This window comes from Achromobacter sp. 01N37, assembly GCF_056399725.1.
Map to the genome: position 1 here is coordinate 73,410 of NZ_JBFTRX010000001.1, position 23,995 is coordinate 97,404.

Below are 23,995 nucleotides of genomic sequence, written 5' to 3' on the forward strand. Positions count from 1 at the left end.
GGCATCAGGGTTTGAGGTCGAGCGCGATCGCGCCCAATTCGTGTTCGCCGCGCACCGTCAGTTGCTCGGCCTTTTGCGGCGGCCACTGGAAGGGGATGCGCAGCAGCTCGCGGCCGCCGACTTCGCGGGCGGCTTCAACCACCACGGCGTACTGGCCGGGCTTGAGCGCGGCCAAGGGCTTGGACGCCGCATCAAAGCTCAGGGCATGCTTGCCCACGGGCTTGGTCGCGCCGCTGACGCCGTCCACCGGAAACTGCTGGTTGCGGCCGCTGCGGCGCCACCATTGGCGCATGTCTTTCAGCCATTCGGTGCCTTCGTTGTTCTTCTTGGCCACGTCGTACCAAACGGCCAGATCGGTGGCGACGCTTTGGTCGGGGTTCTCGATCCAGATCGCCACATACGGGCGGTGGTACTCGGCCACGTCCAGGCGCGGCACCTCGATGGATACGCTGATGTCGGCCGCGTTGGCCGTTCGGGCGATGGCGCCGGCCAATACGGCCGACAACAACAGTTTGCGCATGGAATTCTCCAGGGGCGGATCGATGGAATCAGTGGATGAAGAGCAGGGCCAGAACCACGGGGATCACGACGCCCAGCCCCACCATGGGCCAGGTCGCGCTGCGGTTACCGGCGTGCATCTTGAGCAGCACCAGTCCGGTCAGCGAAAAGACCAGACAGGCGACGGCGAAAATATCAAGGAACCAGCTCCACGCCAGGCCGGTGTTGCGGCCCTTGTGCAGATCATTCAGGTACGACACCCAACCGCGGTCGGTGCGTTCGTATTCGACTTCGCCACTGGCCCGGTCGATGGACAGCCAGGCGTCGCCACCGGCGCGCGGCAACGACAAATACACCTCGTCGGCGGACCATTCAGCGGTTTTGTTGGCGGTGGCGGCATCCAGCGTGTCGTCCAGCCATTGGGCAACGGGGGCGGGCAGCGGCGCCTTTTTTTGCCCGGCGGGGGCGGTCAACTGCTTCAACACGGGCTCGGGCAACTGCGCCTGGCGGGTGGCGACCACCGCCTTCGATTCAATGTGCGACGCGTTGTTCAGCGTGAGGCCGGTGATGGCGAACAACAGCATTCCCAGCAGGCACAGGGCCGAGCTGATCCAGTGCCATTGATGCAGCGTTTTGAGCCAGTAGGCGCGACGCCGGGGAGTAGGTTGACTGTCCATGCGGGATTCGGTTTGAAGCGGCGGATTCTAACATTTAATGAGAATTACTCTTATAAAAGACCGCATTAACGCGCCGGCAAAGCGAAGAAGAAGATTTCAATCCATTTCTAAGCACGCCGTCAGGTGTAAGACGCCGCCCGGCGATAAGATAGGCCACTTATTTTTTGCTTGGGTCCGGCGTAGTTTCTGCGTCGTTCCTGCATCGTTCTTGCCGAGTCCCTGGTATATCCACACGCCCATGTCCGTCTACCAAACCCTGATTCCCCTGAATTTTCTGGCCGTGGGCCTGGGCGCCGTCTTGGGCGCGTGGGCGCGCTGGCTGGTCAGCCTGTGGTTGAACGTGGAGTCGTGGCCTTGGGGCACGTTCGCGGTCAATCTGGCGGGCGGGTATCTGGTGGGGCTGGTGCTGGCGCTGGTGGCCGGGCATCCGGAATGGCCCGCATGGGTGCGGCTGGGCGTCATCACCGGGTTCATGGGCGGTTTGACCACGTTCTCAACCTTCTCGGCCGAAACGGTCGCCATGCTGGAACGCGGCGCGTATGGCACCGCGCTGAGCTATGCGGGGTTGAGCCTGATCGGGTCGTTGGCGCTGACGGCGGCGGGTCTGGCTACCGCGCACTTGCTGCGCTGAGCCGGCGGCGGACGGGCGTCCGCCGCACGGGTCCAGGTAGCGATACGTTCAGCTGGCGTGTGGGTTCAGCACGCGGGCGGCTTGCAGGCCGCTGCGCACCGCGCCTTCCAACACGCCGGGGTAGCCGGTGTCGGTCCAGTCGCCGGCCAGGGCCAACGTCGGCCACGGCGTGGTGTTCAGTGGACGGGTCAGGCCCGGCACCGCGGCGAAGGTGGCGCGTTTTTCAATCAGCAATTCCGCTGCCGATACCTCAGGCATGGCCGGCAGGCGCGCGGGATGGCGCGCTGCCTGTTCCGCCACCTGGTCGATCAGCGCTTCGATCACCTGCTGGCGATTGCGTTCGGCGATGCTGGTGGCGGCGCTGGCCACCACCGCCAGTTCGCCCGAATTGGCGTCACCCGCCAATTGCGCGCGGTCGAATAGCCATTGGCCGACGTGGCCGCGGGCGGCTTCTTCACGCAGCATCATCATGGGTTCGGGCAGCCGCCACGGTTCGGCCAGCCGCAGGTTCAGGGTGGCGATGGGCAGGTAGTCGAACGCTTTCAGGGCTTCTAGCAAGCCGGTCGCGCCGGCCTCGCGCAAGGGGGCGTCCAGCAGGCGCGCGGCGTAGGTGGGCGGCACGGCCAGCACGGCGGCGTCAAAGCGTTCCTGGTTGACGACGATGCCGTCATCCGACGGATGCAACTGGCGCACGGTGCTGCCGTAGCGCATCGTGACCTGGCGCGCGGCGGCGTCGGGCCACAGCGCGGACAGGTCGGTGCAGGGCAGCAGCAGGTCGCTGTCTTCACGCACGCCGGCCAGGCTGTCGCGCAGCACGCGGGCAAACAACGTGGCGCTGGCTGTGGCCGTGGGCGTGTTCAGCGCGGCCAGGCACAGCGGTTCCCAGATTTGCCGGATCAGCACGTCGGATTGCGCGTGATAGTGCAGCAATTGCAGCACGGTCCAGTCGCGCGGCGGCGACCACGACATGGCTTTCAAGCCGCGCATCAGCCGCAGCGAGGCAAAGCGGTCGGACCACGACAAGCCGCGCGCGCGCAGGATGGCAATCGCCATGTGCAGCGGGGCGGGCAGGCGGGGGGCAGACAGATGGAAGCGGCCGTCCAGGCTGGCCAGCCGCAACGGGCGGCGCATCAGCAGCGCGTCGGGGTTGCGGCCCACGCGGCGCATCAGCGCCAGCGTTTGCCGATAGGCGCCCGACAACAGATGCTGGCCGTTGTCCAGCGGGGCTTCAAAGGCTTCGTGGAAGACGCGGCGGGCGCGGCCGCCAGGCGTGTGGCCGGCTTCGAATACGGTGACTTTGGCGCCGGCTTCACGCAGGGCCACGCTGGCCGCCAAGCCAGCCCAGCCCGCGCCGATTACCGCCGCCTTCACCGCGCCAACCGGCGGACCAGTCCGCGTCCGCCGCCCACCCAGGTTTTCCAGGCCAGCCACAGTTTGCGCAGCGGCGTGAGCGAGATGCGCTGATGCAGCACCTGCCAGTTGTCGCGCTCGATCTCGTCAAGCAGCGCGTAATAGATCGCGGCCATCATCAGCCCAGGGCGTTGCGACCGGCGGTCAACTTCGGGCAGATTGCTCATGGCCTCGCGGTACAGCTCACGGGCGCGGTCGGCCTGGAACTTCATCAGCGCGCTGAAACGGTCCGAGTATTCGCCGTTCAGAATGTCCGAGGCCTTGACCTCGAACTGCTGCATGTCGTTCACCGGAATGTAGATGCGGCCGCGGCGCGCATCGTCGCCAACGTCACGGATGATGTTGGTCATCTGGAACGCCAAGCCCAGCTTTTCGGCGTAGACCAGCGTCTTGGGATCGCTGTAGCCGAACACGCCGGCCGAGAGCTCGCCCACCACGCCAGCGGCGTGCCAGCAGTATTTGCGCAGGCCAGGCCAGTCCAGATAGCGGGTCTGGTCCAGATCCATTTCCATGCCATCAACCACAGCCAGCAGGCGCTCGCGGGTGATCGAACAGCTTTCCAGATGCGGCTGCAACGCGCGCGTCACGGGGTGATCGGGCTTGCCGTCGAACATCTGGTCGACCTGCGTGCGCCACCACGCCAGCTTGATGCGCGCCAGCGACGGGTCGGTGCATTCGTCCACCACGTCGTCCACTTCGCGGCAGTAGGCGTACAGCGCCGTGATCGCGCGGCGGCGTTCGGGGGGCAGGAACAGGAATGAGTAGTAGAAGCTGGAACCGCTTTTCGCGGCCTTTTCCTGGCAGTATTCGTCAGGGGTCATAGATAGGCAGGGCCTGTTACTTGATAGAGCGCCACAGCATGATGGCCCAGTCTTTGGCGCCCAATTCGGGGCGATTCATGAATACATCGTAGCTGCTTGCCTCGATACGCTCCAGCACGCGCAGCCCGCCTTGCACCACCAGGCGCAGCTCCAGGCCGATGCGGCCCGGCAGGCGGCGCGCCAGCGGAGCGCCGAAGTGTAGCAGCGCTCGCGTGCGTTCGACCTGGAAGGCCATCAACTCGCGCCACGCGGGCGTCAGGCGGCAGGCGGCCAGGTCGTCATCGGTGACGCCGTGGCGGCGCAGGTCTTCCTGCGGCAGGTAGACGCGATGCTTGTGCCAGTCCACCCGCACGTCCTGCCAGAAGTTCACCTGTTGCAGCCCCGTGCAGATGGCGTCGCTTTCGGCGATGTCCTGCGGGCTGGTGGCATTGAACAGATGCAGCATCAGGCGGCCGACCGGGTTGGCCGAGCGCGTGCAATAGTCGGCAAGCGACGCGTAGTCTTCGTAGCGTTTGACGGTGATGTCCTGCTCAAAGGCGGACAACAGGTCGTAGAACGGCGTGATGGGCAACTGGTGCTGGGCGATGGTCTTGGCCAGCGGCGTGAAGACGTCCGACAACGGCGGCAGGCCGGGCGGGGGCACCGTGCCGGGCTCCGCGCCAATGCGGTGCAGCTCGGTGCGGTAGGCGGCCAGCTGCGCCAGGCGTTCGGCGTCAGATGCGCTGCCTTCGTCGGCGATATCGTCCGCCGAGCGGGCGAACCGGTAGATATCGGTCACGGCGCCGCGAAGCCTGCGCGGCAGCAGCAGCGAGGCGACGGGAAAGTTTTCGTAGTGATCGATGGACATGGATAGCAGTGCAGATCGGGTCCGGTGGACCGTGTTCGACGCATTTTAGAGTAGTCGCTTTTTTGGGCGGGGCGCTATCCCCGTCAGGGCGTCCCGGCGAGGGCGTCGATCAGTTAGACTTAAGCGCCACAGGATCTCACACCATGCCGCGCCCCATATCAGCCACTGTTTCCGTCTCCGCGCTTGCGCACAATCTTGCCACCGTGCGCCACCATCTTGAACAAACCGCCGCCGCCGCGTCCGGCCTGCCGCCCTCCATCTGGGCGGTCATCAAGGCCAACGCGTATGGACACGGCATTGAGCAAGCGGTCACGGGGTTCTCCAAGGCGCAAGGCCTGGCGATGCTGGATCTGGACGAAGCCGTGCGCTGCCGCGAAGCCGGTTGGGGCGGCCCCATTCTGCTGCTGGAAGGGTTCTTCAAGCCGTCCGACCTGGATCTGGTCGACCGCTACCATCTCAGCACCACCGTACACAACCGCGAACAGCTGGACATGCTGGCGCGCGCGCGTTTCACCCGCCGCGTGGACGTCATGCTGAAGCTGAACAGCGGCATGAACCGCCTGGGCTTCAGCCCCGCCGCCTATCCCGCCGCCCATGAACGCGCAATGCTGCTGCAACAGCAGGGCACGCTGGGTTCGGTGGGCAAGATGACGCACTTTGCCTGCGCGGACGGCCCCCAGGGCGTGACCGAGCAACTGGCCGTGTTTAATTCGGTGACGCATAAGATGCCGGGCGCAATCAGCGTCTGCAACTCGGCCGCCACCTTGCGCTTTGCCGACATCGCGGTCAGCACTCCGGCGCAAACCCATTGGGTGCGCCCGGGCATCTGCCTGTACGGCGCGTCGCCGTTCGCGGATGCTGAAGCCACGTCGTTCGGCCTGAAGCCGGCCATGACGCTCAGCTCCGAGATCATCGCGGTGCAAGAGCTGAAGGCGGGCGATTCGGTGGGCTACGGCGCCATCTTCCGCGCCGAACGCCCCATGCGCGTGGGCATCGTCGCCTGCGGCTACGCCGACGGCTACCCGCGGCACGCCACCACCGGCACGCCGGTTGTCGTGGCCGGCATCCGCACCCAGCTCTTGGGCCGCGTATCCATGGACATGCTGATCGTTGACCTGGACCCGATTCCCGCCGCGGGCGTCGGCGCGCCCGTCGTGCTGTTCGGCGAAGACGGCCCGTCGGTGGACGAAGTGGCCATGGCCGCCGGCACCATCGGCTACGAGCTGCTGTGCGCACTGGCGCCCCGCGTACCCGTCACCCGCGACGCCTGAACGCGCTGATTTCGCCGCCTGCCGTCCCGGGCGGCAGGGTGTCCGCCGGGCAAGATTTGCTACGCAATTTACAAGACAGCCATCTCAGGATGGTGTCTACTGGGAACACCGGGCGCCCAAGCGCCCGTTTTTGACCAAGCAAACAGACTACGAGGTTTCGATCCATGAAGGACAAATGCGTGCTCATTACGGGTGCCACCAAGGGCATAGGCTGGGCGCTGACGCAGCGGCTGTCCGACATGGGTTGTCATGTGGTGGGCATCGCGCGCAACACGACGGATGTCGATTTCCCCGGTTATCTGTACGCCTGTGACCTGGCCGACGCTGGCCGCACCGAAGAAGTGCTGCGCGAAATCCGCGAGAAATTCCCCGTCGACGCCGTCGTCAACAACGTCGGCATCGCGTCGCCGCAACCGCTGGGTGAAATTGATCTGGCCACGCTGTACAACGTGCTGGACTTGAACGTGCGCGTGGCGGTGCAAGTCACGCAGGCCTTCATTGAATCCATGAAAGTGCGCCGCGCCGGCCGCATCGTCAACGTCGTCAGCCGCGCCATTTATGGCGGCCTGGATCGCACCGCGTATTCCGCCGCCAAGAACGCGCTGGTCGGTTGCACCCGCACCTGGGCGCTGGAGCTGGCCGAGTATGGCGTCACCGCCAATGCGGTGGCTCCCGGCCCGATCGAAACCGAAATGTTCCGCGCCACGCGCCCGGCTGGCAGCGAAGGCGAAAAGCGCGCGCTGGCTTCCGTGCCCATGAAGCGCCTGGGCACGCCGGCCGAAGTGGCCGCCGCCATCGCCTTCCTGCTGTCCGATGACGCGGGCTTCATTACCGGCCAGGTGCTGGGCGTGGATGGCGGGGGCAGCCTGGGCGGTCGTTCCTGATTGCGTTCCGTCGGCCCAAGAGAAAAGCGCACCACAGGGTGCGCTTTTTTTTATTCGTGAATACCGCGGTCAGTACGGACCCTTGCCCGCTGCCACCGGCTTCACATCCTTGAATTGCGCCGCCAGGTTTTCGGCGGCGCGCGCCAGCAGAATGGCGTCCACGCCCACGGCCACAAAGGTGGCGCCCAATTCCAGATAGTGCTTGGCTTGCGCCACGCCGCCGTGCAGGATGCCCGCGGCCTTGCCCGAGCGCACGATGCGGGTGATGGCGTCGTCGATGGTCTTCAAGACCTCGGGGTGGTCAGGCTGCCCCAGGTAGCCCATGCCCGCCGACAGGTCGGCCGGGCCGATGAAGGCGCCGTCCACCCCTTCCACGGCCAGGATCTCATCCAGCGCGGCGAGGCCGGCCGGCGTTTCGATTTGCACCAGCACGCACATCTGGTCGTTCGCGCGCTCCAGGTAATTCGGGATGCGGTTCCAACGCGATGAACGCGCCAGCGCGCTGCCCACGCCACGAATGCCAGCGGGCGGATAGCGCACGGCGGCCACCGCCGCGCGCGCTTCGTCGGCGGACTGAATCATCGGCACCAGCAAGGTCTGCGCGCCGGTGTCCAGAATCTGCTTGATCTGTACCGGGTCGTTCCAGGCGGGGCGCACGACGGCGGCTACGGGGTAAGCGGCCACCGATTGCAGTTGCGACAGCGTCGTCTGCAAGGTGTTGGGAGCGTGTTCGCCGTCAATCAGCAGCCAGTCAAAGCCGGCGCCGGCGACGATCTCGGAGGTGTAGGCGCTGGCCAGCCCGGCCCACAGGCCGATCTGGGGTTGGCGGTCGCGCAAGGCTTGCTTGAAGGTGTTGGTCAGGATGTCCATGGACGGCATGCCGTGTTAGATGAAATGACAGTTGACGGAACCCAGCACGCCGTAGTCGACATTGAAGGTGTCGCCGGGCCGGGCTGCGATCGGGCGCGTGAACGAACCCGACAAAATGATCTCCCCGGCTTCCAGCGCCACGTCGTGGGCGGCCAGCTTGTTAGCCAGCCATACTACGCCATTGGCCGGGTGATTCAAGACGCCCGCGGCCACGCCGGTTTCCTCGATGACGGCGTTGCGCGACAAGATGGCGCCCACCCAACGCAAGTCCAGCTCGCCGATCTTCACGGGCCGACCGCCCATCACCACGCCCGCGTTCGCGGCGTTGTCGGCGATGGTGTCGAACACCTTGCGCGGGCGCTGCGTGGCGGGGTCGATGCCGTGTGAGCGCGCGTCGATGATCTCAAGCGCCGGGATCACGTAATCCACCGCGTCATACACCTGGAACAACGTCACGTTCGGGCCTTGCAGCCGCTTGCCCAGCACAAACGCCAGCTCGACTTCCAGGCGCGGCAAGATGAACCGGCTTGCGGGAATGTCGCTGCCATCGGCAAAGAACATATCGTCCAGCAGCATGCCGAAATCGGGTTCGTTGATTTGCGATGCCTGCTGCATGGCGCGCGACGTCAGCCCGATCTTGTGCCCGCGCTTCTCGCGGCCTTCCGCCAGCTTGATGTCCATCCACGCGCGCTGAATGGCGTACGCGTCGGCGATGGTGATGTCCGGGTGTTCCAGTGAAATCTGGCCGATCTGCTGCCGGCTGCGTTCGGCGTCGTGCAGGCGCGCGGCAAGGTTGCGCACCGTTTGGGTGTCTAGCATGGGGTGTCCTGTAGAGGGCTCACGAGGGGTAGGGAACAAGCGTGTTGACCAGCCGGCCGATGCCTTCGATTTCAGTGACAACTTCGTCACCCGGCGCCACATTGACGATGCCGTCGGGCGTGCCGGTCAGGATCAGGTCGCCCGCGGAAAGCGTCATGAAGCTGCTGAAGTATTCGATCAGGGCGGGTACGTCGAACACCATGTCGCGCGTATTGCCGCGTTGGGTTTCGACGCCGTTGACGGTGGTGCGCAGATTCAGGTTCATGGGGTCTGGCACGTCGTCGCGGTCGACCAGCCAAGGGCCCAGTGGCGTGCAGGTGTCGCGGCTTTTCACGCGCAGGTTGGGGCGATACCAGTTTTCCAGGTAGTCGCGCAGCGCGTAATCGTTGGCCACCGTGTAGCCCGCCACGTAGTCGTAGGCTTGCTCGCGCGAGACGCCTCGCGCCGTTTTGCCGATCACGACAGCCAGCTCGCATTCATAGTGCATGAAGGCGACGTCGGCCGGGCGCAGCGTTTGCGCGCGGTGCCCGACGAAGGTGTTGGCCGCCTTCAGAAAGCCCAAGGGTTCGTCGGGCGCCTTGAAGGCCAGTTCGCGGGCGTGGTCCGCGTAGTTGATGGCCAGCGTGAACGTCGTGCGCGGTTCGATGGGCGGCAGCCACGTCACGGCGTCTTCGGCCAGGACGCGGCCGTCGGCCAGGCGGACGTGGCCGGGCTGCGCTTCGGTGGCGGCGTGGATAGCGCCTTCATAGGCGATGCGTGCGTGTTTCATGGATTCGTCCTTAAACCGTGGCGGCGGCCAACGAGTTGCCCAACGTGCCAACCTGCGCGATGCGGATGTCGTAGCGCTGTCCGGCGCGCAGGCGCGGCGCGTCGTGCGGCGTGCCAACCAGCAGCATGTCGCCCGCCTCAAAGCTCATGAACTGCGTCACGTCGGCGATCAGGCGGGCAACGGGGCGGACCAGGTCGGCGGTGCTGGCGCGCTGCGCGACCACGCCATCCACCCACACCTCGATGTCGAGCGCGTCGGGGTTGGCAATGGCAGAGGCGGGCGCCAAATCACGGCCGATAGGGCAGAAGCCGTCGCGGCATTGCTGTTTGAGGGCGGGGCGGAAGTAGCTCGCGTGCGGCACAGACAAATCGGCCACTACGCGATACCCCGCCACCACGTCCAGCGCTTCCGACTCGCTCACCCGTGTTGCGCGGCGTGCGAATACCACGCCCAAGGTGGCGCCCACTTGCACTTCAGTGATGTCCGCCGGCAGCGTGATGACGTCGCCGTCTTGCGCATAGGTGTTTGCGGGTTTGATGTAGAGCACGGGCGCCTTGGGCGCGGCCTTGTAGGGCGGGGCGTCCACGGCGCTGCCCAAAGCGGCCAACACTTGCCGCGTGTTCAGCGCCGCACCCACCACGCTGCGCGGCGGCGCGGCGAGCGCGGCACTTGTCTGGGCGGCTCTGGCCGCCAGATAGTCGCGGTAGTTGTTCAGCTTGTAGTTCAGCACGGGGTCTGCCTCTTCGATCTGCATCGAAATCCCCAAGGGGCGCGCGGCCATCTGCGGCGCCAGCACCGTGGTCAGCGCCTGGAAAACGCGTTCACCCAGCGCGGCCTTCTGGGCGTCGTTGCGGCCATGTCCGATGCGCAGCACCACATGGACGAACGCATTGTCTGGGTGGCCATCGACGATCAGGCAATCATTCACCCGCAAGGCGCGGGTGCGGGCGCCGGCCAACGGAAACAGGCTGCCGTCACCCACGGCGGCAGCCTGTACGGTGCGCATCAGCGCACCGGTATCCAGGGCCAGATTGCCCGAGTACTCAATCCAGATATGGGGCATGGGGTCTCCCGCACAATATTGTTAGCATGTTAATTATCATAATGAAATCCGGTGTGAGCGGCAACGGGGCTGCAACGGGGCTGCAACGGGGCTGCAACGGGGGCTGCAACGGGGGCTGCAACGGGGGCTGCAACGGGGCTGCAACGGGGGCGGCAACCGAGGAGCAACCGTGCCGCAACGCCAAATGCGAGCAACCCCGCTTGCCCTCCGCTAGTGGTTTTCAGACGTTGACAGCCTGCCTTTCGCCGGCATAATGTTAACGTGTTAATTAAAAAGTGGCGGCCATCACCGCCGAGCACGGGACGAGGAGCCGCGATGAGCATCAAGCACTGGATCAATGGGGAGCAGGTCGACAGCCAAGACCGCTTCATTACCTACAACCCGGCCACGGGCGACGCCATCGACGAAGTGGCGTCGGGCGGCCAGGCCGAAATTGACGCCGCCGTGTCCGCCGCGGCGGCCGCCTTTCCAAAATGGGCCAACACGCCCGCCAAGGAACGCGCCCGGCTGATGCGCCGCCTGGGCGAACTGATCGACCAGAACGTGCCCATGCTGGCCGAACTTGAAACGCAGGACACCGGCCTGCCGATCTCGCAAACCCGCAAGCAGCTGATTCCGCGCGCCTCCGAGAATTTCAATTTCTTCGCCGAGGTCTGCACGCGCATGAACGGGCATACCTATCCCGTCGATGACCAGATGCTGAACTACACGCTGTACCAGCCGGTGGGCGTGTGCGCGCTGGTGTCGCCGTGGAACGTGCCTTTCATGACGGCCACGTGGAAAACCGCGCCGTGCCTTGCGCTGGGCAACACGGCAGTGCTGAAGATGTCTGAACTCTCGCCACTGACAGCAGATCAGCTGGGCCGCCTGGCCCTAGAAGCCGGCATCCCCGCCGGCGTGCTGAACGTGGTGCAGGGCATGGGCGCAACGGCGGGCGACGCGTTGGTGCGCCACCCCGGCGTGCGCGCCATCTCGTTTACCGGAGGCACCGTCACCGGTAAAAAAATCATGGCCAGCGCCGGCGGCATCAAGAAGTTCTCGATGGAACTGGGCGGCAAGTCGCCCGTGCTGATCTTTGATGATGCCGATGTCGAGCGCGCGCTGGACGCCGCGTTGTTCACCATCTTTTCGTTGAATGGTGAACGCTGCACGGCGGGCTCGCGCATCTTCGTGCAAGAAACCATCTACGCCGACTTCGTGCGCAAATTCGCCGCGCGCGCCGAACGGCTGGCGGTGGGTGACCCGATGAATGACGCCACGCATGTGGGCGCGATGATCACGCGCCAGCATTGGGAAAAGGTAACGGGCTACATCCAGCTGGCCGAGCAAGAGGGCGCGCGCATCTTGGCCGGTGGCGCAGGCAAGCCGGCCGGGCTGCCGGCGCATTTATCGGGCGGCAACTTCGTGCGCCCGACCGTGCTGGCCGACGTCGACAACCGCATGCGTTGCGCGCAGGAAGAAATCTTCGGCCCCGTTGCCTGCCTGATCCCGTTCAAGGACGAGGCCGAAGGCTTGGCGCTGGCCAATGATGTCAAATACGGCCTGGCGTCCTACATCTGGACAAGCGACATCGGCCGCGCCCACCGCCTGGCGCGCGGCATCGAGGCCGGCATGGTGTTCATCAATAGCCAGAACGTGCGCGACCTGCGCCAGCCGTTTGGCGGCACCAAGGAATCCGGCACGGGGCGCGAAGGCGGCGAATACAGCTACGAGGTCTTCGCCGAAATCAAAAACGTCTGCGTGTCGATGGGCAGCCACCACATACCGAAATGGGGCGTTTGAGCCCCTGCACCAAGGAGACAACCATCATGGGCAAGCTTGCGCTGGCAGCGAAAGTGACGCACGTGCCGTCGATGTATCTGTCGGAACTTCCCGGCAAGCACCACGGCTGCCGCGAGGCCGCCATCCAGGGCCACCGCGAAATTGGCCAGCGTTGCCGCGATATGGATGTGGATACGATTGTGGTGCTGGACGTGCACTGGCTGGTGAACGCGGGCTATCACGTGAACGCCAATGCGCGCTTTGCGGGCCGCTACACCAGCAACGAACTGCCGCACTTCATCAAGGACATGGACTACGTCTACGGCGGCAACCCTGAACTGGGCCGCCGCATCGCCGAATGCGCCAACGCGGCGGGCGTGGGCACGCGCACGCACGAGATCGACAGCCTGGAACTGGAATACGGCACGCTGGTTCCCATGCGCTACATGAACGGCGACGGCCGTTTCAATGTGGTGTCGGTGGCGGCATGGTGCGCCTGGCATGGTCTGGATGAAAGCCGGCGCTTCGGCGCCGCCTTGCGTCAGGCGATCGAAGCCAGCGATAACCGCGTCGCCGTGCTGGCCAGCGGTTCGTTGTCACATCGGTTCAACGACAACAACAGCCCAGAAGCCGCCATGCACCAGATCAGCCGCGAGTTCCATCGTCAGGTGGATCTGCGGGTGGTCGATCTGTGGCGCCAGGGGGATTGGAAGACGTTCTGCGCCATGCTGCCGGAGTACGCCGAGCTGTGCGTGGGCGAGGGCGGCATGCACGACACGGCGATGCTGCTGGGCTTGCTGGGGTGGGACGCTTACGACAAGCCGGTGGAGATCGTCACCGATTACTTCACCAGCTCCGGCACGGGGCAGATCAACGCGATCTTCCCGGTGCCCGACTGAGTTTCAGCCTTCGTCGGCATCGCGCGATGCCGGCGTATTCTGCTTGATCAGGTCGACCATGGTGTCGACGTCGCGGTACAGGCGGTCAAGCAATTCCTTGCCGATCTTGGCTTCGATCTCTTGGTACTTCGCATCCACGTGCGGACGCATCCGGTCGATCAGCTTGTTGCTCTTGGGGGTCAGCGAGATTTCCTGGCGGCGCTGGTCGGCGCTCGAGCGCACACGCTTGATCAGGCCTTGTTCTTCCATGCCGGCCAGCATGCGGGTCAGGCTGGGGCTAAGGATCTGACAGCTGCGCGCGATCTGGTTCGGTTCCATCGAGCCGACTTCGCTCAAGGTGCGCAACACCCGCCATTGTTGTTCGGTGACGCCGGCCGCGTGCAATACGGGTCGGAAATGCGCCATCAGGGTTTCGCGTGCGTAGAGCAGCAGGTGGGGAAGATTGCGGTGGTGGAAGCTCGGACTCATGGCGGCTATGTTAGCAAGAAGCCACCCGTTTTCTGATCACTGTTTCTTGATCCTGAACGGCTTGCGGCGGGGATGCAACACGGCCCCCGGCGCCGCCGTAATGGGCGGGGCCGGGGGCCGGATCAAGGACGTAAGGTCAGGACGGAAGGTCAGGCCGTGAGTTCGGGCTGTGAGCTCAGGCCGGGTTTTGCTGGGCCAGTTCCTGAAGGTCGTCAGGCAAGGTCAGGTCGGGCGCGCCTTGCTGCAATTCGCGCAGCGCTTGCACGGCGTCGTCCTGCTGGTCGTTCTGCATCAGCGACCGGATGTGAGCCACGCGAGCCTCGATATCTTCTTCGCTGAACGCGACGACGTCGGTGGCCGTCGCCTCGGCGGGCTGTGCCGTACCGGCGGCAGCGGCTTCCGGGGCCGGAGCCACTTGAGCCGCCTGGCTCTGGATGGGCTCGGCCGTTGACTCCGACGCCGATGCGGAAACAGAAACGCGCTGGGTGACGGCGGGCGCCGCGGATTTTCCGGCCAGCGCATCGGTCAGGGCGACGGGGGGCGGCGAACGTTCGGCGCTGGTGCCAACTTCATGCGGGGCGACAAGCTGCGCGTTCAGCTCGGGGGCGTCGGCGCTTTCGCGCATGTCCGTCCAGGCGAACAGGCCCGCCACCATCGCGGCGCATGCCGCTGCAGCCCAGCCGGGGTGCCAGCTGTGGCCAGGGTGCCAGGCTCGGCGCACCGCGGCGTCAAGTTCGGGACTGCTCCCGGGTCTGGGCTTACGGTACAGGGCGCGCAGATCCCGTTCATCGTCTTCATCGAAAGGGGGGCGATAGGTAATGCTCATGCGCGTACTCCTCGCGCATACGCCCGGTGGGAGGACGTATTCGCGTTTGACCTTTGCTGGGCGCCGCGCCGGTGGTCCGGCGATCTCGTCGGGGCTGGGGTCTTGTTCCGGTTTATGCGGCTTGTGAGAAGCAGGCCGCGCTGCATCCGTCGATTATGCGCGATTTGCGGGATTCCGGCAGGGAATTTCTTCTATTTGCATGATGTAACTTTGGCCCGTCCCTAATACTGAAAGCAGAATGACAGACTCGTGCCCCGCAGCACGTCAATGTGGCCGTTCAATGCGCATTTTGGTCCCGGTTCTGCGCCCCGGGACGCGAGGGTTGCCAGTACACTTTCGCGCATGGCCAAATCCCGAACCGTATATGTGTGCGCCGACTGTGGCGGCACGACCCCGAAGTGGCAGGGCAAATGCCCGCATTGCAACGCCTGGAACACGCTGGAAGAAACGGTGGAGTCGTCGTCGCCCGCCGCGTCCGCCCACCGCTATGCCCCGCTGGCCTCGGCCAGCCCGGTGCGCAGCCTGTCCGAAATCGAAGCCCGCGAAACGCCGCGCCAGCCTACCGGCCTGGACGAATTTGACCGCGTGCTGGGCGGCGGTCTGGTGGCCGGCGCCGTGGTGCTGATTGGGGGTGACCCCGGCATCGGCAAATCCACGCTGCTGCTGCAAGCGCTGGCTTCGCTGTCCGAGACCACGCCCGTGCTGTACGTGACGGGCGAAGAGTCCGCCGAGCAGGTCGCCTTGCGCGCCCGCCGCCTTGACTTGCAGACCGGCAACGTCAATCTGCTGGCCGAGATCCGGCTGGAAGCCATTCAGGCTGCCGTGTCCGAGCAGAAGCCGACCGTTGCCGTTATCGATTCCATTCAAACCCTGTACAGCGGTGAACTCAGCGCCGCGCCGGGCTCCGTGTCGCAGGTGCGCGAGTGCGCCGCGCAGTTGACGCGGCTGGCCAAGCAGACGGGCATCGCCATCGTCATGATCGGCCACGTCACCAAAGACGGCGCGCTGGCGGGTCCGCGCGTGCTCGAACACATCGTGGACACGGTGCTGTATTTCGAAGGCGATACGCATTCGTCGTTCCGCCTGGTGCGCGCCTTCAAGAACCGTTTTGGTGCAGTGAATGAACTCGGCGTCTTCGCCATGACCGACCGCGGTCTGCGTGGCGTGGCCAACCCGTCCGCGCTGTTCTTGTCGCAACACGAACAGCAGGTGGCCGGTTCCTGCGTGATGGCCACACAGGAAGGCACGCGCCCGCTGCTGGTTGAAATCCAGGCATTGGTCGATAGCTCGCACGCGCCCAACCCGCGCCGGCTGACGGTTGGGCTGGAAGGCAACCGGCTGGCGATGCTGCTGGCCGTGCTGCACCGGCACGCGGGCGTCACCACGTTCGACCAGGACGTGTTCGTCAACGCCGTGGGCGGCGTGCGCATCACGGAGCCCGCGGCCGACTTGCCGGTGCTGCTGGCCATCATGTCGTCGTTGCGCGACAAGCCCTTGCCGCGTGGCCTGATTGCATTCGGTGAAGTGGGGCTGGCAGGCGAGATCCGGCCCGCGCCGCGTGGCCAGGAACGTTTGCGCGAAGCCGCCAAGCTGGGCTTTTCGATTGCGCTCATCCCCAAGGCCAACGCGCCGCGCCAGCCTATCGAGGGTCTGGAGATCTGGGCGGTGGACCGCCTGGACGCCGCGCTGGACAAGCTGCGCTGATCGGGAGCATGTTGTGAGTCTGTTAGTGATCGCCGCGTGCCTGGCCGCGGGTGGCCTGATTGGTTTCATGGGCGGCGTGCTGGGCATCGGGGGCGGTCTTATCGCCATTCCCGCGCTGGTGCTGTTGATGGGCATGTCGCAACAACTGGCGCAAGGCACCGCGCTGATCATGGTGTTGCCCGCCATCACGATGGCGGTGCGCAAGTACAACCAGCAGACCCGCATCGACAAGCGCGTGGCCGCCGCAGGTGCGGCGGGCGCCGTGCTGTTCACCTGGGTGGGCGCGCGTTTGGCGCTGGGTATCGACTCCAGTGTCTTGCGCCGAAGCTTCGCCGTGTTCCTGTTCTTCATCGCCTTGTTCTATGTGTGGCAGACGTGGCGCGCGGGCCGCGTTGCCGCCGGCAAGCAGAAACACAAAGAGAAAGCGGCAACGCAAACGCAAAAGCCAACGCGTGCAGCGCCTGCTTTCACGCCCCGTCGTGCGAGCGTCTTGGGCATGTTGTGCGGCACCTTGGGCGGCTTCTTCGGGGTGGGCGGCGCAGTGCTGGCGGTGCCCATCATCACGTCCGTCTTCCGGCTGCCGCAGACCACGGCGCAGGCGCTCGCGTTGAGCATGGTGATTCCGGGTTCCACGATTGCGCTCATCACCTACGGATGGGCGGGTCAGGCGAACTGGATGGTGGGCCTGCCCATGGCGATTGGCAGCTTGCTGTTCGTGCCGGTTGGCGTGCGCTTGGCGTACAAGCTGCCTGAACGCAAGCTGAGAGCCAGCTTCGCGCTGATGCTGTTTGCCACCGTGGCGTTGCTGGCGTTTGAAAGCTGAGCGCGGCGCTGTATTAACACCCCCTGTATTAGCAAACGTTAGCGTCCGAAAGTTTGTGGTTCCGCGTTGAACCTTCCGCGTGCCGGCTCTTCAAACGGAGTACGGGGTAAGCGGCGATGTTGCCGCCCCGTGTCGGATAGGCTTTTAGCCTTGCACATTCAGGAGTTCATGAAATGACGACTCACTCCCGTATCGCTGCGTTCTTATCCACCTCGGCCTTGTGCCTCGGTCTTGCTGCTGCGCCTTCTGCGTTCGCGGCCGGCGCCGATGCCACGACCAAGGCGGGTGATACCAAGACCCACGCGCAGCACAAGCATCACAAGTCTGACAAAACGTCCGCCAAACCGGCGGCCGCGAAATCAGGCACTGCATCAAAGATGGACCATTCCGGCGCCACGACGCCGGCCAAGTAGCAAGCGGCTGAAAAGCCTTAAGTAGTTCCTTTGCAGGAAGACTGCCGATCCCGCGGGGCCGGAAAGTCGAAAGCCTCTCGGTATGGGCACCGAGAGGCTTTTTCGTTTTTGCAGCAGGTGTTTTTTATTCGACCGGCGTAATCACACGGCCCGTATCGAAGTGGGCCTGCAAGTTATCCAGCATCAGGTTTTCCATGCCCAGGCGCGTTTCCAGCGTGGCGCTGCCGATGTGCGGCAGCACGACAGCGTTGTCGCTTTTCTTCAGCGCGTCGGGCACTTTGGGTTCGTGTTCGAACACGTCCAGCGCTGCGCAACCGAGCTTGCCGGATTCCAGCGCCGCCACCAGCGCCGCTTCATCAATGACCGGGCCGCGCGCGATGTTGACGATGATGCCGGTTGGGCCCAACGCTTCCAGCACGGGCTGATTCACCAGATGGCGCGTGCTCGGGCCGCCCACAGTGGCGACCACCAGGAAGTCGGCCCACTTGGCCAGATCCACCAGCGACGCTTCGTAGCCGTACGCGATGTCGTCGCGCTTTCTGCGGTTGTGATAACGCACGTCCATGTCGAAACCCGTGCCACGCTTGGCAATGGCTTCACCGATGCGGCCCAGGCCCACAATGCCCAGTTTCTTGCCGCTGACGCGCTGGCCCAGCGGGATGCTGCCATGCACCTGGCCCCATTGGTCAGCGCGCACAAAGCGTTCGCCCTGGCCCATGCGGCGGGCGCCGGCAATCAGCAGGCCCCAGGCCAGGTCCGCCACGCAATCCGTCAGCACGTCAGGCGTGTTGCTGACCTGTACGCCCCGTTTCTTGGCGGCTTCCACGTCGATGGTTTCGTAGCCCACGCCCCAGCTGCAAATGGCTTTGAGGTCGGGCAGGGCGTTGATGAGTTCCGCGTCGGCGCCGAAGTTGGCCGACGTGACAACCGCGGTGATGCCCTTGCCGTGTTCGGCCAGCGCCGCCTTGCGATCGGGAAACTTCCACAGTTCCACGACGTCATAGCGGTCTGCCAGGCTCTTGTTGGCGGTGGGGGAGCCGGCCAGCGAGCCGACCTGGATGATGCGTTGCTTGGTGGTCATGTTGTCGTACGGGTGGGTGGCGAAAACGGTCATGCTACTTGATTCGGCCTGGGATCAGGCACCGGGGATGCCCGCAGGCATCCCCATGAGCTTATGCCGCGGCTTTAGCCACGGCTCATTCCAGCTGGATGTTGGCTTTCTGAATGACGTCCTTCCAGCGCTTGACCTCGCCTTGCTGGAATTGCGTGAACTGCTGCGGCGTGTTGGCCACCACTTCAAAGCCCAAACCTTGCAGCGTTTGCTCGGTCTTCGGGTCGCGCAGCGCGGTTTGCAACGCCTTGGACAATTGCTCCACGACGGCCGGCGGCGTGCCCTTGGGCACGGCGAAGCCTTGCCACGAATACACCACCATGTCCTTGATGCCCGCTTCCTCCAGGGTCGGCACGTCGGGCAGATCCGGTGCGCGCGCATCGCCCGTAATGGCCAACGCTTTCAGCTTGCCGGCCTTGATGTGGTTCTGTACCGCACCCAGGTTTTGGAACGACACGTTGACCTGCCCGCCGATCAGGTCGGCAATGGCCGCGCCGCCGCCCTTGTAGGGCACGTCGACACCCGTGCTGTCCGTGCGCTGGCGAAACAGCACGGCGGACAGGTGGTCGGACGAACCCGTACCAGACGACGCGTACGACACGCTGCCCGGATTCTTCTTCGCGTACGCAACCAGCTCGGCCACGGTGGCGGCAGGGAAGGTGGGGGCGGCGACCAGCACGTTCGGGTTGCGCACCGCTTGCGTCAGATACGCAAAATCCTTGCTGGGGTTGTAAGACAGGTTCTTGTACAGCGCTTCGTTGATGGCGAAGGTGCCAATCGACCCGACCATCATCGTGTAGCCGTCAGGCGTGCTGCGAGCCAGCGCCTGCGCGCCAATGGCGCTGTTGGCGCCCGGCTTGTTTTCAACCACGAAGGTCTGGCCCAGGATCTTCGACAGCGCGGGCGTGACCGAACGCGCCGTGATGTCGGACGAGCCGCCGGGCACGAACGGCACGATCATCGTGACGGGCTTGTCGGGGTAGCCGGCCGCTTGTGCAGCCGGCCCGCCAAGTAGAACGGCGCTCGCCGCGGCGGCGGCGCAGATCAGTTTATTCATGGTGTCTCCTGGTTCGCGTGGTGATGAAAAACCCGGCGCTCACGCGTTGCGGCCGGGCCTGAATCGGGGGGCTGAATGTGGACCTGAATCTGAGTCTGAATGTGGAGCGTGATTCGCGTGGGGTCAGTCGACTTTTGCGCCGGAGGTCTTCACCACTTCCGCCCACTTGACGGTTTCCTGCGCCATGAATTGCTTGAACTGCGTGGGCGTATTGCCGGATGGCGTGGCGCCTTGCGCCTGCAACTGCGCGCGCACGGGTTCCTGTTGCAAGGCGGCCGCCACATCGCGCTGAATTTTTTCAACAATGGCGGGCGGCGTGCCGGCAGGCGCCAGCAAACCGAACCAGCTGGATGCCTCATACCCCTTCACGCCCGCTTCGGCCATCGTCGGCACATCGGGCAGCGCGGGCGAGCGCGCGGCGGTGGTAACCGCCAGCGGCCGCAGCTTGCCGCCCTTGATGTAGCCCATGGACGAGGGCAGGTTGTCGAAGATCAGGTCGGCGGACCCGCCCATCACATCGGTCAGCGCGGGGCTGCTGCCCTTGTACGGCACATGCGTCATGCGCGTGCCCGTCATGCTCTGGAACAGTTCGCCCGACAGGTGCGTGGACGTGCCGTTGCCGGTGGACGCCATGTTGACGCTGCCCGGGTTGGCCTTCAGATACTTGATCAGATCGGCCACGGTGCGGATGCCGTGCTTGTCGGCGAACTTGGGGTTCAGTTCCAGAATGTTCGGCACGGGAATGACGAGCGTGACCGGCACGAAGTCCTTGACCGGGTCGTAAGGCAGCTTGCTGTAGACCGATTGGTTGATGGCATGCGTGCTGACGGTGCCCATCAGCAGCGTGTAGCCGTCAGCGGTGGCGCGCGCCGCCTCGGCCGTGCCGACGTTGCCGCCCGCGCCAGCCTTGTTGTCCACCACCACCGGCTTGATCCAGCTCTTGCCCAGCTCAGCCGCCACGACGCGCGCGGCGATGTCTGCGGTGCCGCCCGCGGGGAAGGGCACGATGATCTTGACGTCGCGTTCGGGATAGTCGGCGTGGGCTTGGGCTGCGGGCAGCAGCAGCGCCGTCGCCATCAAACAGACGGCAGTGATCAGCCGGCATCGCACGATGGGGGCTTGCATGATGGGTTGTCTCCTCGGTGTGCGCGTGGCCGCGCATCGTTTGTGGGGATGTTGCGCGCCCCTGGCATCGCCCGAGGCGTGTTGCAGCGGGGCGCTAATCGCGCCCCGCATTGTTGATGCCTTTCCTCTTGTCAAACAAATATAGGTATTGAGAATTTGCTTGTCAACCAAGTATACTTTTTTCCCATCACTCATCTGACAAGTGCAACCGCCAGGAGCCCCGTTCATGAAAACTACCCCGGTCACCGCCCAGGACCTGCAACGTTCGGTCATCGCCGTGCCGCCGCTTGCCCGCCACGACGATCTGTCCTTGAACGAAGCCGCCAACAAGGCGCTGCTGGGGCATCTGGAGGCCGGCGGCGTGCGCAACGTGATGTACGGCGGCAACGCCAATTTCTACAACGTGGGCGTGAGCGAATACGCGCGCATCGTGGACATGCTGGCAGGCCTGGCGGGATCGGACACGTGGATACTGCCGTCGGTTGGCCCCGACTACGGCAAGATGATGGACCAGGCCGCCATCCTGCGGTCGCGCGCGTTTCCCACCGCCATGCTGCTGCCGATGGCGTTCCCGTACACCGATGACGGTCTCGCCGAAGGCGTGCGCCGCTTCACCGATGCGTTGGGCAAGCCGGCCGTGGTCTACATCAAGTCAGCCGACTACCTGGCGCCGGAAACCGCCGCGCGCCTGATCGAAGAAGGCCGCATCGCCGCGTTCAAGTACGCCGTGGTGCGCGACAACCCGGCAAAAGATGCGTACTTGTCGTCGTTGCTGGAATCCGTGGATTCGCGCTGGATCGTCAGTGGCATCGGCGAGCGTCCGGCCATCGTCCACTACCGCGACTTCGGTTTGAAAAGCTTCACGTCGGGCTCCGTGTGCGTTGCGCCACGCGGTTCGATGCGCCTGCTGCACCTGCTTGGCGAAGGCCGTTACGACGAAGCCGAAGCCGTGCGCGAACACTATCTGGGCCTGGAAGATTGCCGCGATGGCATCAGCCCCATCCGCGTGCTGCATGACGCCGTCACGCTGTCGGGCGTGGCGGACATGGGCCCGATGCTGCCGTTGTTGACGGGCATCTCGGCGGCTGAACGAGAACGCGTGGCGCCGGTCGCGCGTGCGTTGGCGGCGTGGGACAAGGAAGCCGTGGCGGCCTGAGCGTGAACGGGTTCGCTGCATGCCGCTCATTGCATCGCCTGTTGGCGGTACGATGAGCGCTGTTCGCGTCAAGGCGAGCAGGCCCTAAGCATTCAGGAGGTTTCGTGGCCCGATCCAAAGCATCTTCTTCGTCCGAGCCGCAGACGCCCGTCGAGTCCGACGCGTCAGCTTCCCAACCGCTTGAACGCGGGCATCGGGTGCGGCTGGCGGATCAGGTCTACGGACAGATCTTTGAACAGATCGTCTCGGGCGGCCTGAACGTGGGCGACAAGCTGCCATCCGAAAACGAAATATCGGAACGCTTCGGCGTGTCGCGTCCGGTCGTGCGCGAAGCATTGCTGCGTTTGCGTGCAGATGGCTTGATCACCGCGCATCAAGGCTTGGGCACGTTTGTCAGCCATCAGCCCGCGCCGCGTCTGAAAACCTTCAACGATGTGCAAAACGTCAGCGCGTATCTGCGCGCGCAAGAGGTTCGCGTGGCGTTGGAGGGCGACGCCGCGCGTCTGGCGGCGTTGCGCCGCACGGACGAACAACTGAAGAAGATCGCCGATGCGCATGCGGCTTTTGCCGACAGCCTGACGCACGGCCAGGTGTCGCCCGAAGCGGACCTGGCTTTTCATGCCAGCATCGCAGAGGCCAGCGGCAACGACTTCTATCTGGGGGTGCTGGAAAGCATCCACGAATCCATCAACGGTTTCATGCGGCTGACGTTGAGCCTGACGCGCACCGGCTCGCGCCAACGCGCCCAGCGCGTCGTGGATGAACACGCCACCATCCTGGACGCCATCCGCGAACAGGACAGCGAGCGCGCCCGCGTGGCCATGCAATTTCATCTGGGGCAGGCGCGCCATCGGCTGGTGGACCGCGAACGGGACTAGGCGCGCGCAACCCCTTCCCGCCGCCGCGCCCGGCATCGCACTACCCATAACGAACGGAGACGACTCAGTGCAAGGCAACGTAGCAACAGGAACGGACGTGCAGGTGGAGCAGGTTCGCGAGCAGATTTTGCAGGTGCTGCAAGCGTGGGGCATGGATGAAGATCTGGCGCACACCACGGCGGGTCTGATGGCGCAAACGGATTTGCTGGGCATCGATTCGCACGGCATTTCGATGCTGCCTTCGTACGAAGAAAAATGGCGCGCGGGGTCGCTGCGGCTGGATGCGCGCGCGAAGATCGTGCGCGACAGCGGCGCCAGTGCGTTGATCGACGGCATGGGCGGGCTGGGTTATCCGGTGGCTGCGCAAGCCATGCACTTGGCCGTGGACAAGGCCCTGGAACACGGGGTGGGGGCGGTGTCGGTCTGCAACTCGCATCACTTCGGCGCCGCCGGCGTGTACGCACGCATCGCGGTTGAGCGCGGCGTGGTCGGGCTGGTCACCAGCAGCGCCAACGGCGTCATCATGGTGCCCACGCGCGGCGCCATGCCCATGCTGGGCACTAACCCCATCGCCTTCGGCGCGCCCGCGGCTCACAACGAACCCTTTGTGCTGGACATGGCAACCACCACCGTCGCCGCCAACAAGGTCAAGGTCTACGACTTTCTGGGTAAGCCGCTGCCCCCGGGCTGGGCGGTGGACGGGCAGGGCGGGGCCGTCACCGACGCCGACGCCGCCATGCAGTTCATCTTCAAACGGCCCGAAGGCGGCTTGACGCCGTTGGGCGGCACGCCCGCAATGAGCAGCCACAAAGGCTACGGCCTGGCGATGATGGCGCAGATTCTAGGCGGCACGTTAAGCGGCAGCGCGTTCGCCGCACGCCGCGCGCCCACGCGTCAGCCGGGTGAACCCGATGACGTCGGGCATTTCTTCCTGGCCTTGAATCCCGATGCGTTCCGTGCAGCCGGGTCGTTTGAGTCCGACATGGATGACTTGATCGATTCCATGCACGACACCCCGCCCGCGAATCCCGACGAACCCGTGCTGGTGGCGGGCGAACCCGAAGCGGCTGAGCGTGCGCGCCGGCTGCGCGCGGGCATCCCCATTTCCGCGGCCTTGGCCGAGCGTTTGCGCGGCATCTGCGAACGCGCGGGCACGCCTTACCTGCTGGACGACAAGTAGGCGGGCGCAGGCCTTTGCATAGCCGTGTTTTTGC

Annotated in this window: 25 protein-coding genes; 11 read left to right on the forward strand and 14 right to left on the reverse strand. The window is 65.0% G+C overall.

Going from position 1 to position 23,995, the window contains the following annotated elements; translation table 11 throughout:
• Positions 1-4: 4 nt before the first annotated feature.
• The gene (locus AC1DSJ_RS00335) at positions 5-520 is read right to left on the reverse strand and encodes a DUF2271 domain-containing protein (RefSeq protein WP_054424901.1); all 516 of its coding nucleotides are present in this window, start codon (positions 518-520) and stop codon (positions 5-7) included.
• 28 nt (positions 521-548) lie between these two features.
• Entirely contained in the window at positions 549-1,175 is a 627-nt protein-coding gene (locus tag AC1DSJ_RS00340) for a PepSY-associated TM helix domain-containing protein (RefSeq protein WP_441370762.1), read from the reverse strand.
• 238 nt (positions 1,176-1,413) lie between these two features.
• On the opposite strand from AC1DSJ_RS00340, the gene crcB reads away from it, so the two are divergent.
• Positions 1,414-1,806, forward strand: coding sequence for a fluoride efflux transporter CrcB (gene crcB, locus AC1DSJ_RS00345; RefSeq protein WP_054424905.1), 393 nt, complete (start codon positions 1,414-1,416; stop codon positions 1,804-1,806).
• Positions 1,807-1,854: 48 nt separating this feature from the next.
• On the opposite strand, the gene hpnE is transcribed toward crcB, so the two are convergent.
• From hpnE to hpnC, 3 genes are read right to left on the reverse strand one after another with little or no spacing between them, the layout of a single operon-like run.
• Complete coding sequence (gene hpnE, locus AC1DSJ_RS00350; RefSeq protein ID WP_054424906.1) at positions 1,855-3,177, reverse strand: hydroxysqualene dehydroxylase HpnE; 1,323 nt, start codon at positions 3,175-3,177, stop codon at positions 1,855-1,857.
• Positions 3,174-4,037 (reverse strand): presqualene diphosphate synthase HpnD, encoded by an 864-nt coding sequence (gene hpnD / locus AC1DSJ_RS00355; RefSeq protein ID WP_054424908.1) that lies wholly within the window; start codon positions 4,035-4,037, stop codon positions 3,174-3,176. Before hpnD ends, hpnE begins: the two co-directional genes overlap by 4 nt.
• Before the next feature lie 16 nt (positions 4,038-4,053).
• Positions 4,054-4,884, reverse strand: coding sequence for a squalene synthase HpnC (gene hpnC, locus AC1DSJ_RS00360; RefSeq protein ID WP_054424909.1), 831 nt, complete (start codon positions 4,882-4,884; stop codon positions 4,054-4,056).
• A 143-nt stretch (positions 4,885-5,027) separates the two neighbouring features.
• On the opposite strand from hpnC, the gene alr reads away from it, so the two are divergent.
• Together alr and AC1DSJ_RS00370 are read left to right on the forward strand one after the other, a co-directional pair.
• Positions 5,028-6,155, forward strand: a complete 1,128-nt coding sequence (gene alr, locus AC1DSJ_RS00365; protein ID WP_054424911.1) for an alanine racemase — start codon at positions 5,028-5,030, stop codon at positions 6,153-6,155.
• Positions 6,156-6,319: 164 nt separating this feature from the next.
• Positions 6,320-7,039, forward strand: a complete 720-nt coding sequence (locus AC1DSJ_RS00370; RefSeq protein WP_054424913.1) for an SDR family oxidoreductase — start codon at positions 6,320-6,322, stop codon at positions 7,037-7,039.
• A gap of 69 nt (positions 7,040-7,108) precedes the next feature.
• Here the strand turns inward: AC1DSJ_RS00370 and hpaI are convergent, their stop codons facing one another.
• Genes hpaI through AC1DSJ_RS00390 form a run of 4 tightly spaced genes read right to left on the reverse strand, consistent with a single transcriptional unit; the run spans position 7,109 to position 10,560 of the window.
• Positions 7,109-7,909, reverse strand: coding sequence for a 4-hydroxy-2-oxoheptanedioate aldolase (gene hpaI / locus AC1DSJ_RS00375; RefSeq protein WP_175169391.1), 801 nt, complete (start codon positions 7,907-7,909; stop codon positions 7,109-7,111).
• Positions 7,910-7,924: 15 nt separating this feature from the next.
• Positions 7,925-8,728, reverse strand: coding sequence for a 2-oxo-hept-4-ene-1,7-dioate hydratase (gene hpaH / locus AC1DSJ_RS00380; RefSeq protein WP_054424917.1), 804 nt, complete (start codon positions 8,726-8,728; stop codon positions 7,925-7,927).
• Positions 8,729-8,747: 19 nt separating this feature from the next.
• On the reverse strand, positions 8,748-9,497 hold the full coding sequence (locus AC1DSJ_RS00385; protein WP_054424919.1) for a fumarylacetoacetate hydrolase family protein: 750 nt from the start codon (positions 9,495-9,497) through the stop codon (positions 8,748-8,750).
• Positions 9,498-9,507: 10 nt separating this feature from the next.
• On the reverse strand, positions 9,508-10,560 hold the full coding sequence (locus AC1DSJ_RS00390; protein WP_441370763.1) for a fumarylacetoacetate hydrolase family protein: 1,053 nt from the start codon (positions 10,558-10,560) through the stop codon (positions 9,508-9,510).
• Between the two features lie 315 nt (positions 10,561-10,875).
• Here AC1DSJ_RS00390 and hpaE point away from each other — a divergent pair, with 315 nt between their 5' ends.
• The gene (gene hpaE, locus AC1DSJ_RS00395) at positions 10,876-12,342 is read left to right on the forward strand and encodes a 5-carboxymethyl-2-hydroxymuconate semialdehyde dehydrogenase (RefSeq protein ID WP_346550477.1); all 1,467 of its coding nucleotides are present in this window, start codon (positions 10,876-10,878) and stop codon (positions 12,340-12,342) included.
• Between the two features lie 26 nt (positions 12,343-12,368).
• On the forward strand, positions 12,369-13,220 hold the full coding sequence (gene hpaD / locus AC1DSJ_RS00400) for a 3,4-dihydroxyphenylacetate 2,3-dioxygenase (protein ID WP_441370764.1): 852 nt from the start codon (positions 12,369-12,371) through the stop codon (positions 13,218-13,220).
• Positions 13,221-13,223: 3 nt separating this feature from the next.
• Here the strand turns inward: hpaD and hpaR are convergent, their stop codons facing one another.
• Both hpaR and AC1DSJ_RS00410 read right to left on the reverse strand, forming a co-directional pair.
• The gene (hpaR, locus tag AC1DSJ_RS00405) at positions 13,224-13,688 is read right to left on the reverse strand and encodes a homoprotocatechuate degradation operon regulator HpaR (protein WP_175169386.1); all 465 of its coding nucleotides are present in this window, start codon (positions 13,686-13,688) and stop codon (positions 13,224-13,226) included.
• A 175-nt stretch (positions 13,689-13,863) separates the two neighbouring features.
• Positions 13,864-14,514, reverse strand: coding sequence for a hypothetical protein (locus AC1DSJ_RS00410; protein ID WP_342065931.1), 651 nt, complete (start codon positions 14,512-14,514; stop codon positions 13,864-13,866).
• A gap of 342 nt (positions 14,515-14,856) precedes the next feature.
• Between AC1DSJ_RS00410 and radA the strand changes: the two genes are divergently transcribed.
• The 3 genes from radA to AC1DSJ_RS00425 all read left to right on the forward strand — a co-directional run bounded on the left by radA (position 14,857) and on the right by AC1DSJ_RS00425 (position 17,454).
• Entirely contained in the window at positions 14,857-16,218 is a 1,362-nt protein-coding gene (gene radA, locus AC1DSJ_RS00415; RefSeq protein ID WP_054424929.1) for a DNA repair protein RadA, read from the forward strand.
• Between the two features lie 13 nt (positions 16,219-16,231).
• Complete coding sequence (locus AC1DSJ_RS00420; protein ID WP_427945855.1) at positions 16,232-17,041, forward strand: sulfite exporter TauE/SafE family protein; 810 nt, start codon at positions 16,232-16,234, stop codon at positions 17,039-17,041.
• 173 nt (positions 17,042-17,214) lie between these two features.
• Entirely contained in the window at positions 17,215-17,454 is a 240-nt protein-coding gene (locus AC1DSJ_RS00425) for a hypothetical protein (protein ID WP_050730069.1), read from the forward strand.
• 124 nt (positions 17,455-17,578) lie between these two features.
• On the opposite strand, the gene AC1DSJ_RS00430 is transcribed toward AC1DSJ_RS00425, so the two are convergent.
• The 3 genes from AC1DSJ_RS00430 to AC1DSJ_RS00440 all read right to left on the reverse strand — a co-directional run bounded on the left by AC1DSJ_RS00430 (position 17,579) and on the right by AC1DSJ_RS00440 (position 20,747).
• Positions 17,579-18,535, reverse strand: a complete 957-nt coding sequence (locus AC1DSJ_RS00430) for a 2-hydroxyacid dehydrogenase (protein ID WP_441371066.1) — start codon at positions 18,533-18,535, stop codon at positions 17,579-17,581.
• Positions 18,536-18,650: 115 nt separating this feature from the next.
• Positions 18,651-19,622, reverse strand: coding sequence for a Bug family tripartite tricarboxylate transporter substrate binding protein (locus AC1DSJ_RS00435; protein WP_441370765.1), 972 nt, complete (start codon positions 19,620-19,622; stop codon positions 18,651-18,653).
• A gap of 123 nt (positions 19,623-19,745) precedes the next feature.
• The gene (locus tag AC1DSJ_RS00440) at positions 19,746-20,747 is read right to left on the reverse strand and encodes a Bug family tripartite tricarboxylate transporter substrate binding protein (protein WP_441370766.1); all 1,002 of its coding nucleotides are present in this window, start codon (positions 20,745-20,747) and stop codon (positions 19,746-19,748) included.
• A gap of 226 nt (positions 20,748-20,973) precedes the next feature.
• Here AC1DSJ_RS00440 and AC1DSJ_RS00445 point away from each other — a divergent pair, with 226 nt between their 5' ends.
• The 3 genes from AC1DSJ_RS00445 to AC1DSJ_RS00455 all read left to right on the forward strand — a co-directional run bounded on the left by AC1DSJ_RS00445 (position 20,974) and on the right by AC1DSJ_RS00455 (position 23,961).
• The gene (locus AC1DSJ_RS00445; RefSeq protein ID WP_175169382.1) at positions 20,974-21,903 is read left to right on the forward strand and encodes a dihydrodipicolinate synthase family protein; all 930 of its coding nucleotides are present in this window, start codon (positions 20,974-20,976) and stop codon (positions 21,901-21,903) included.
• A gap of 104 nt (positions 21,904-22,007) precedes the next feature.
• The gene (locus AC1DSJ_RS00450) at positions 22,008-22,781 is read left to right on the forward strand and encodes a FadR/GntR family transcriptional regulator (protein ID WP_175169381.1); all 774 of its coding nucleotides are present in this window, start codon (positions 22,008-22,010) and stop codon (positions 22,779-22,781) included.
• Positions 22,782-22,848: 67 nt separating this feature from the next.
• Positions 22,849-23,961, forward strand: a complete 1,113-nt coding sequence (locus AC1DSJ_RS00455; protein WP_175169380.1) for an Ldh family oxidoreductase — start codon at positions 22,849-22,851, stop codon at positions 23,959-23,961.
• The last annotated feature ends 34 nt before the right edge of the window (positions 23,962-23,995 follow it).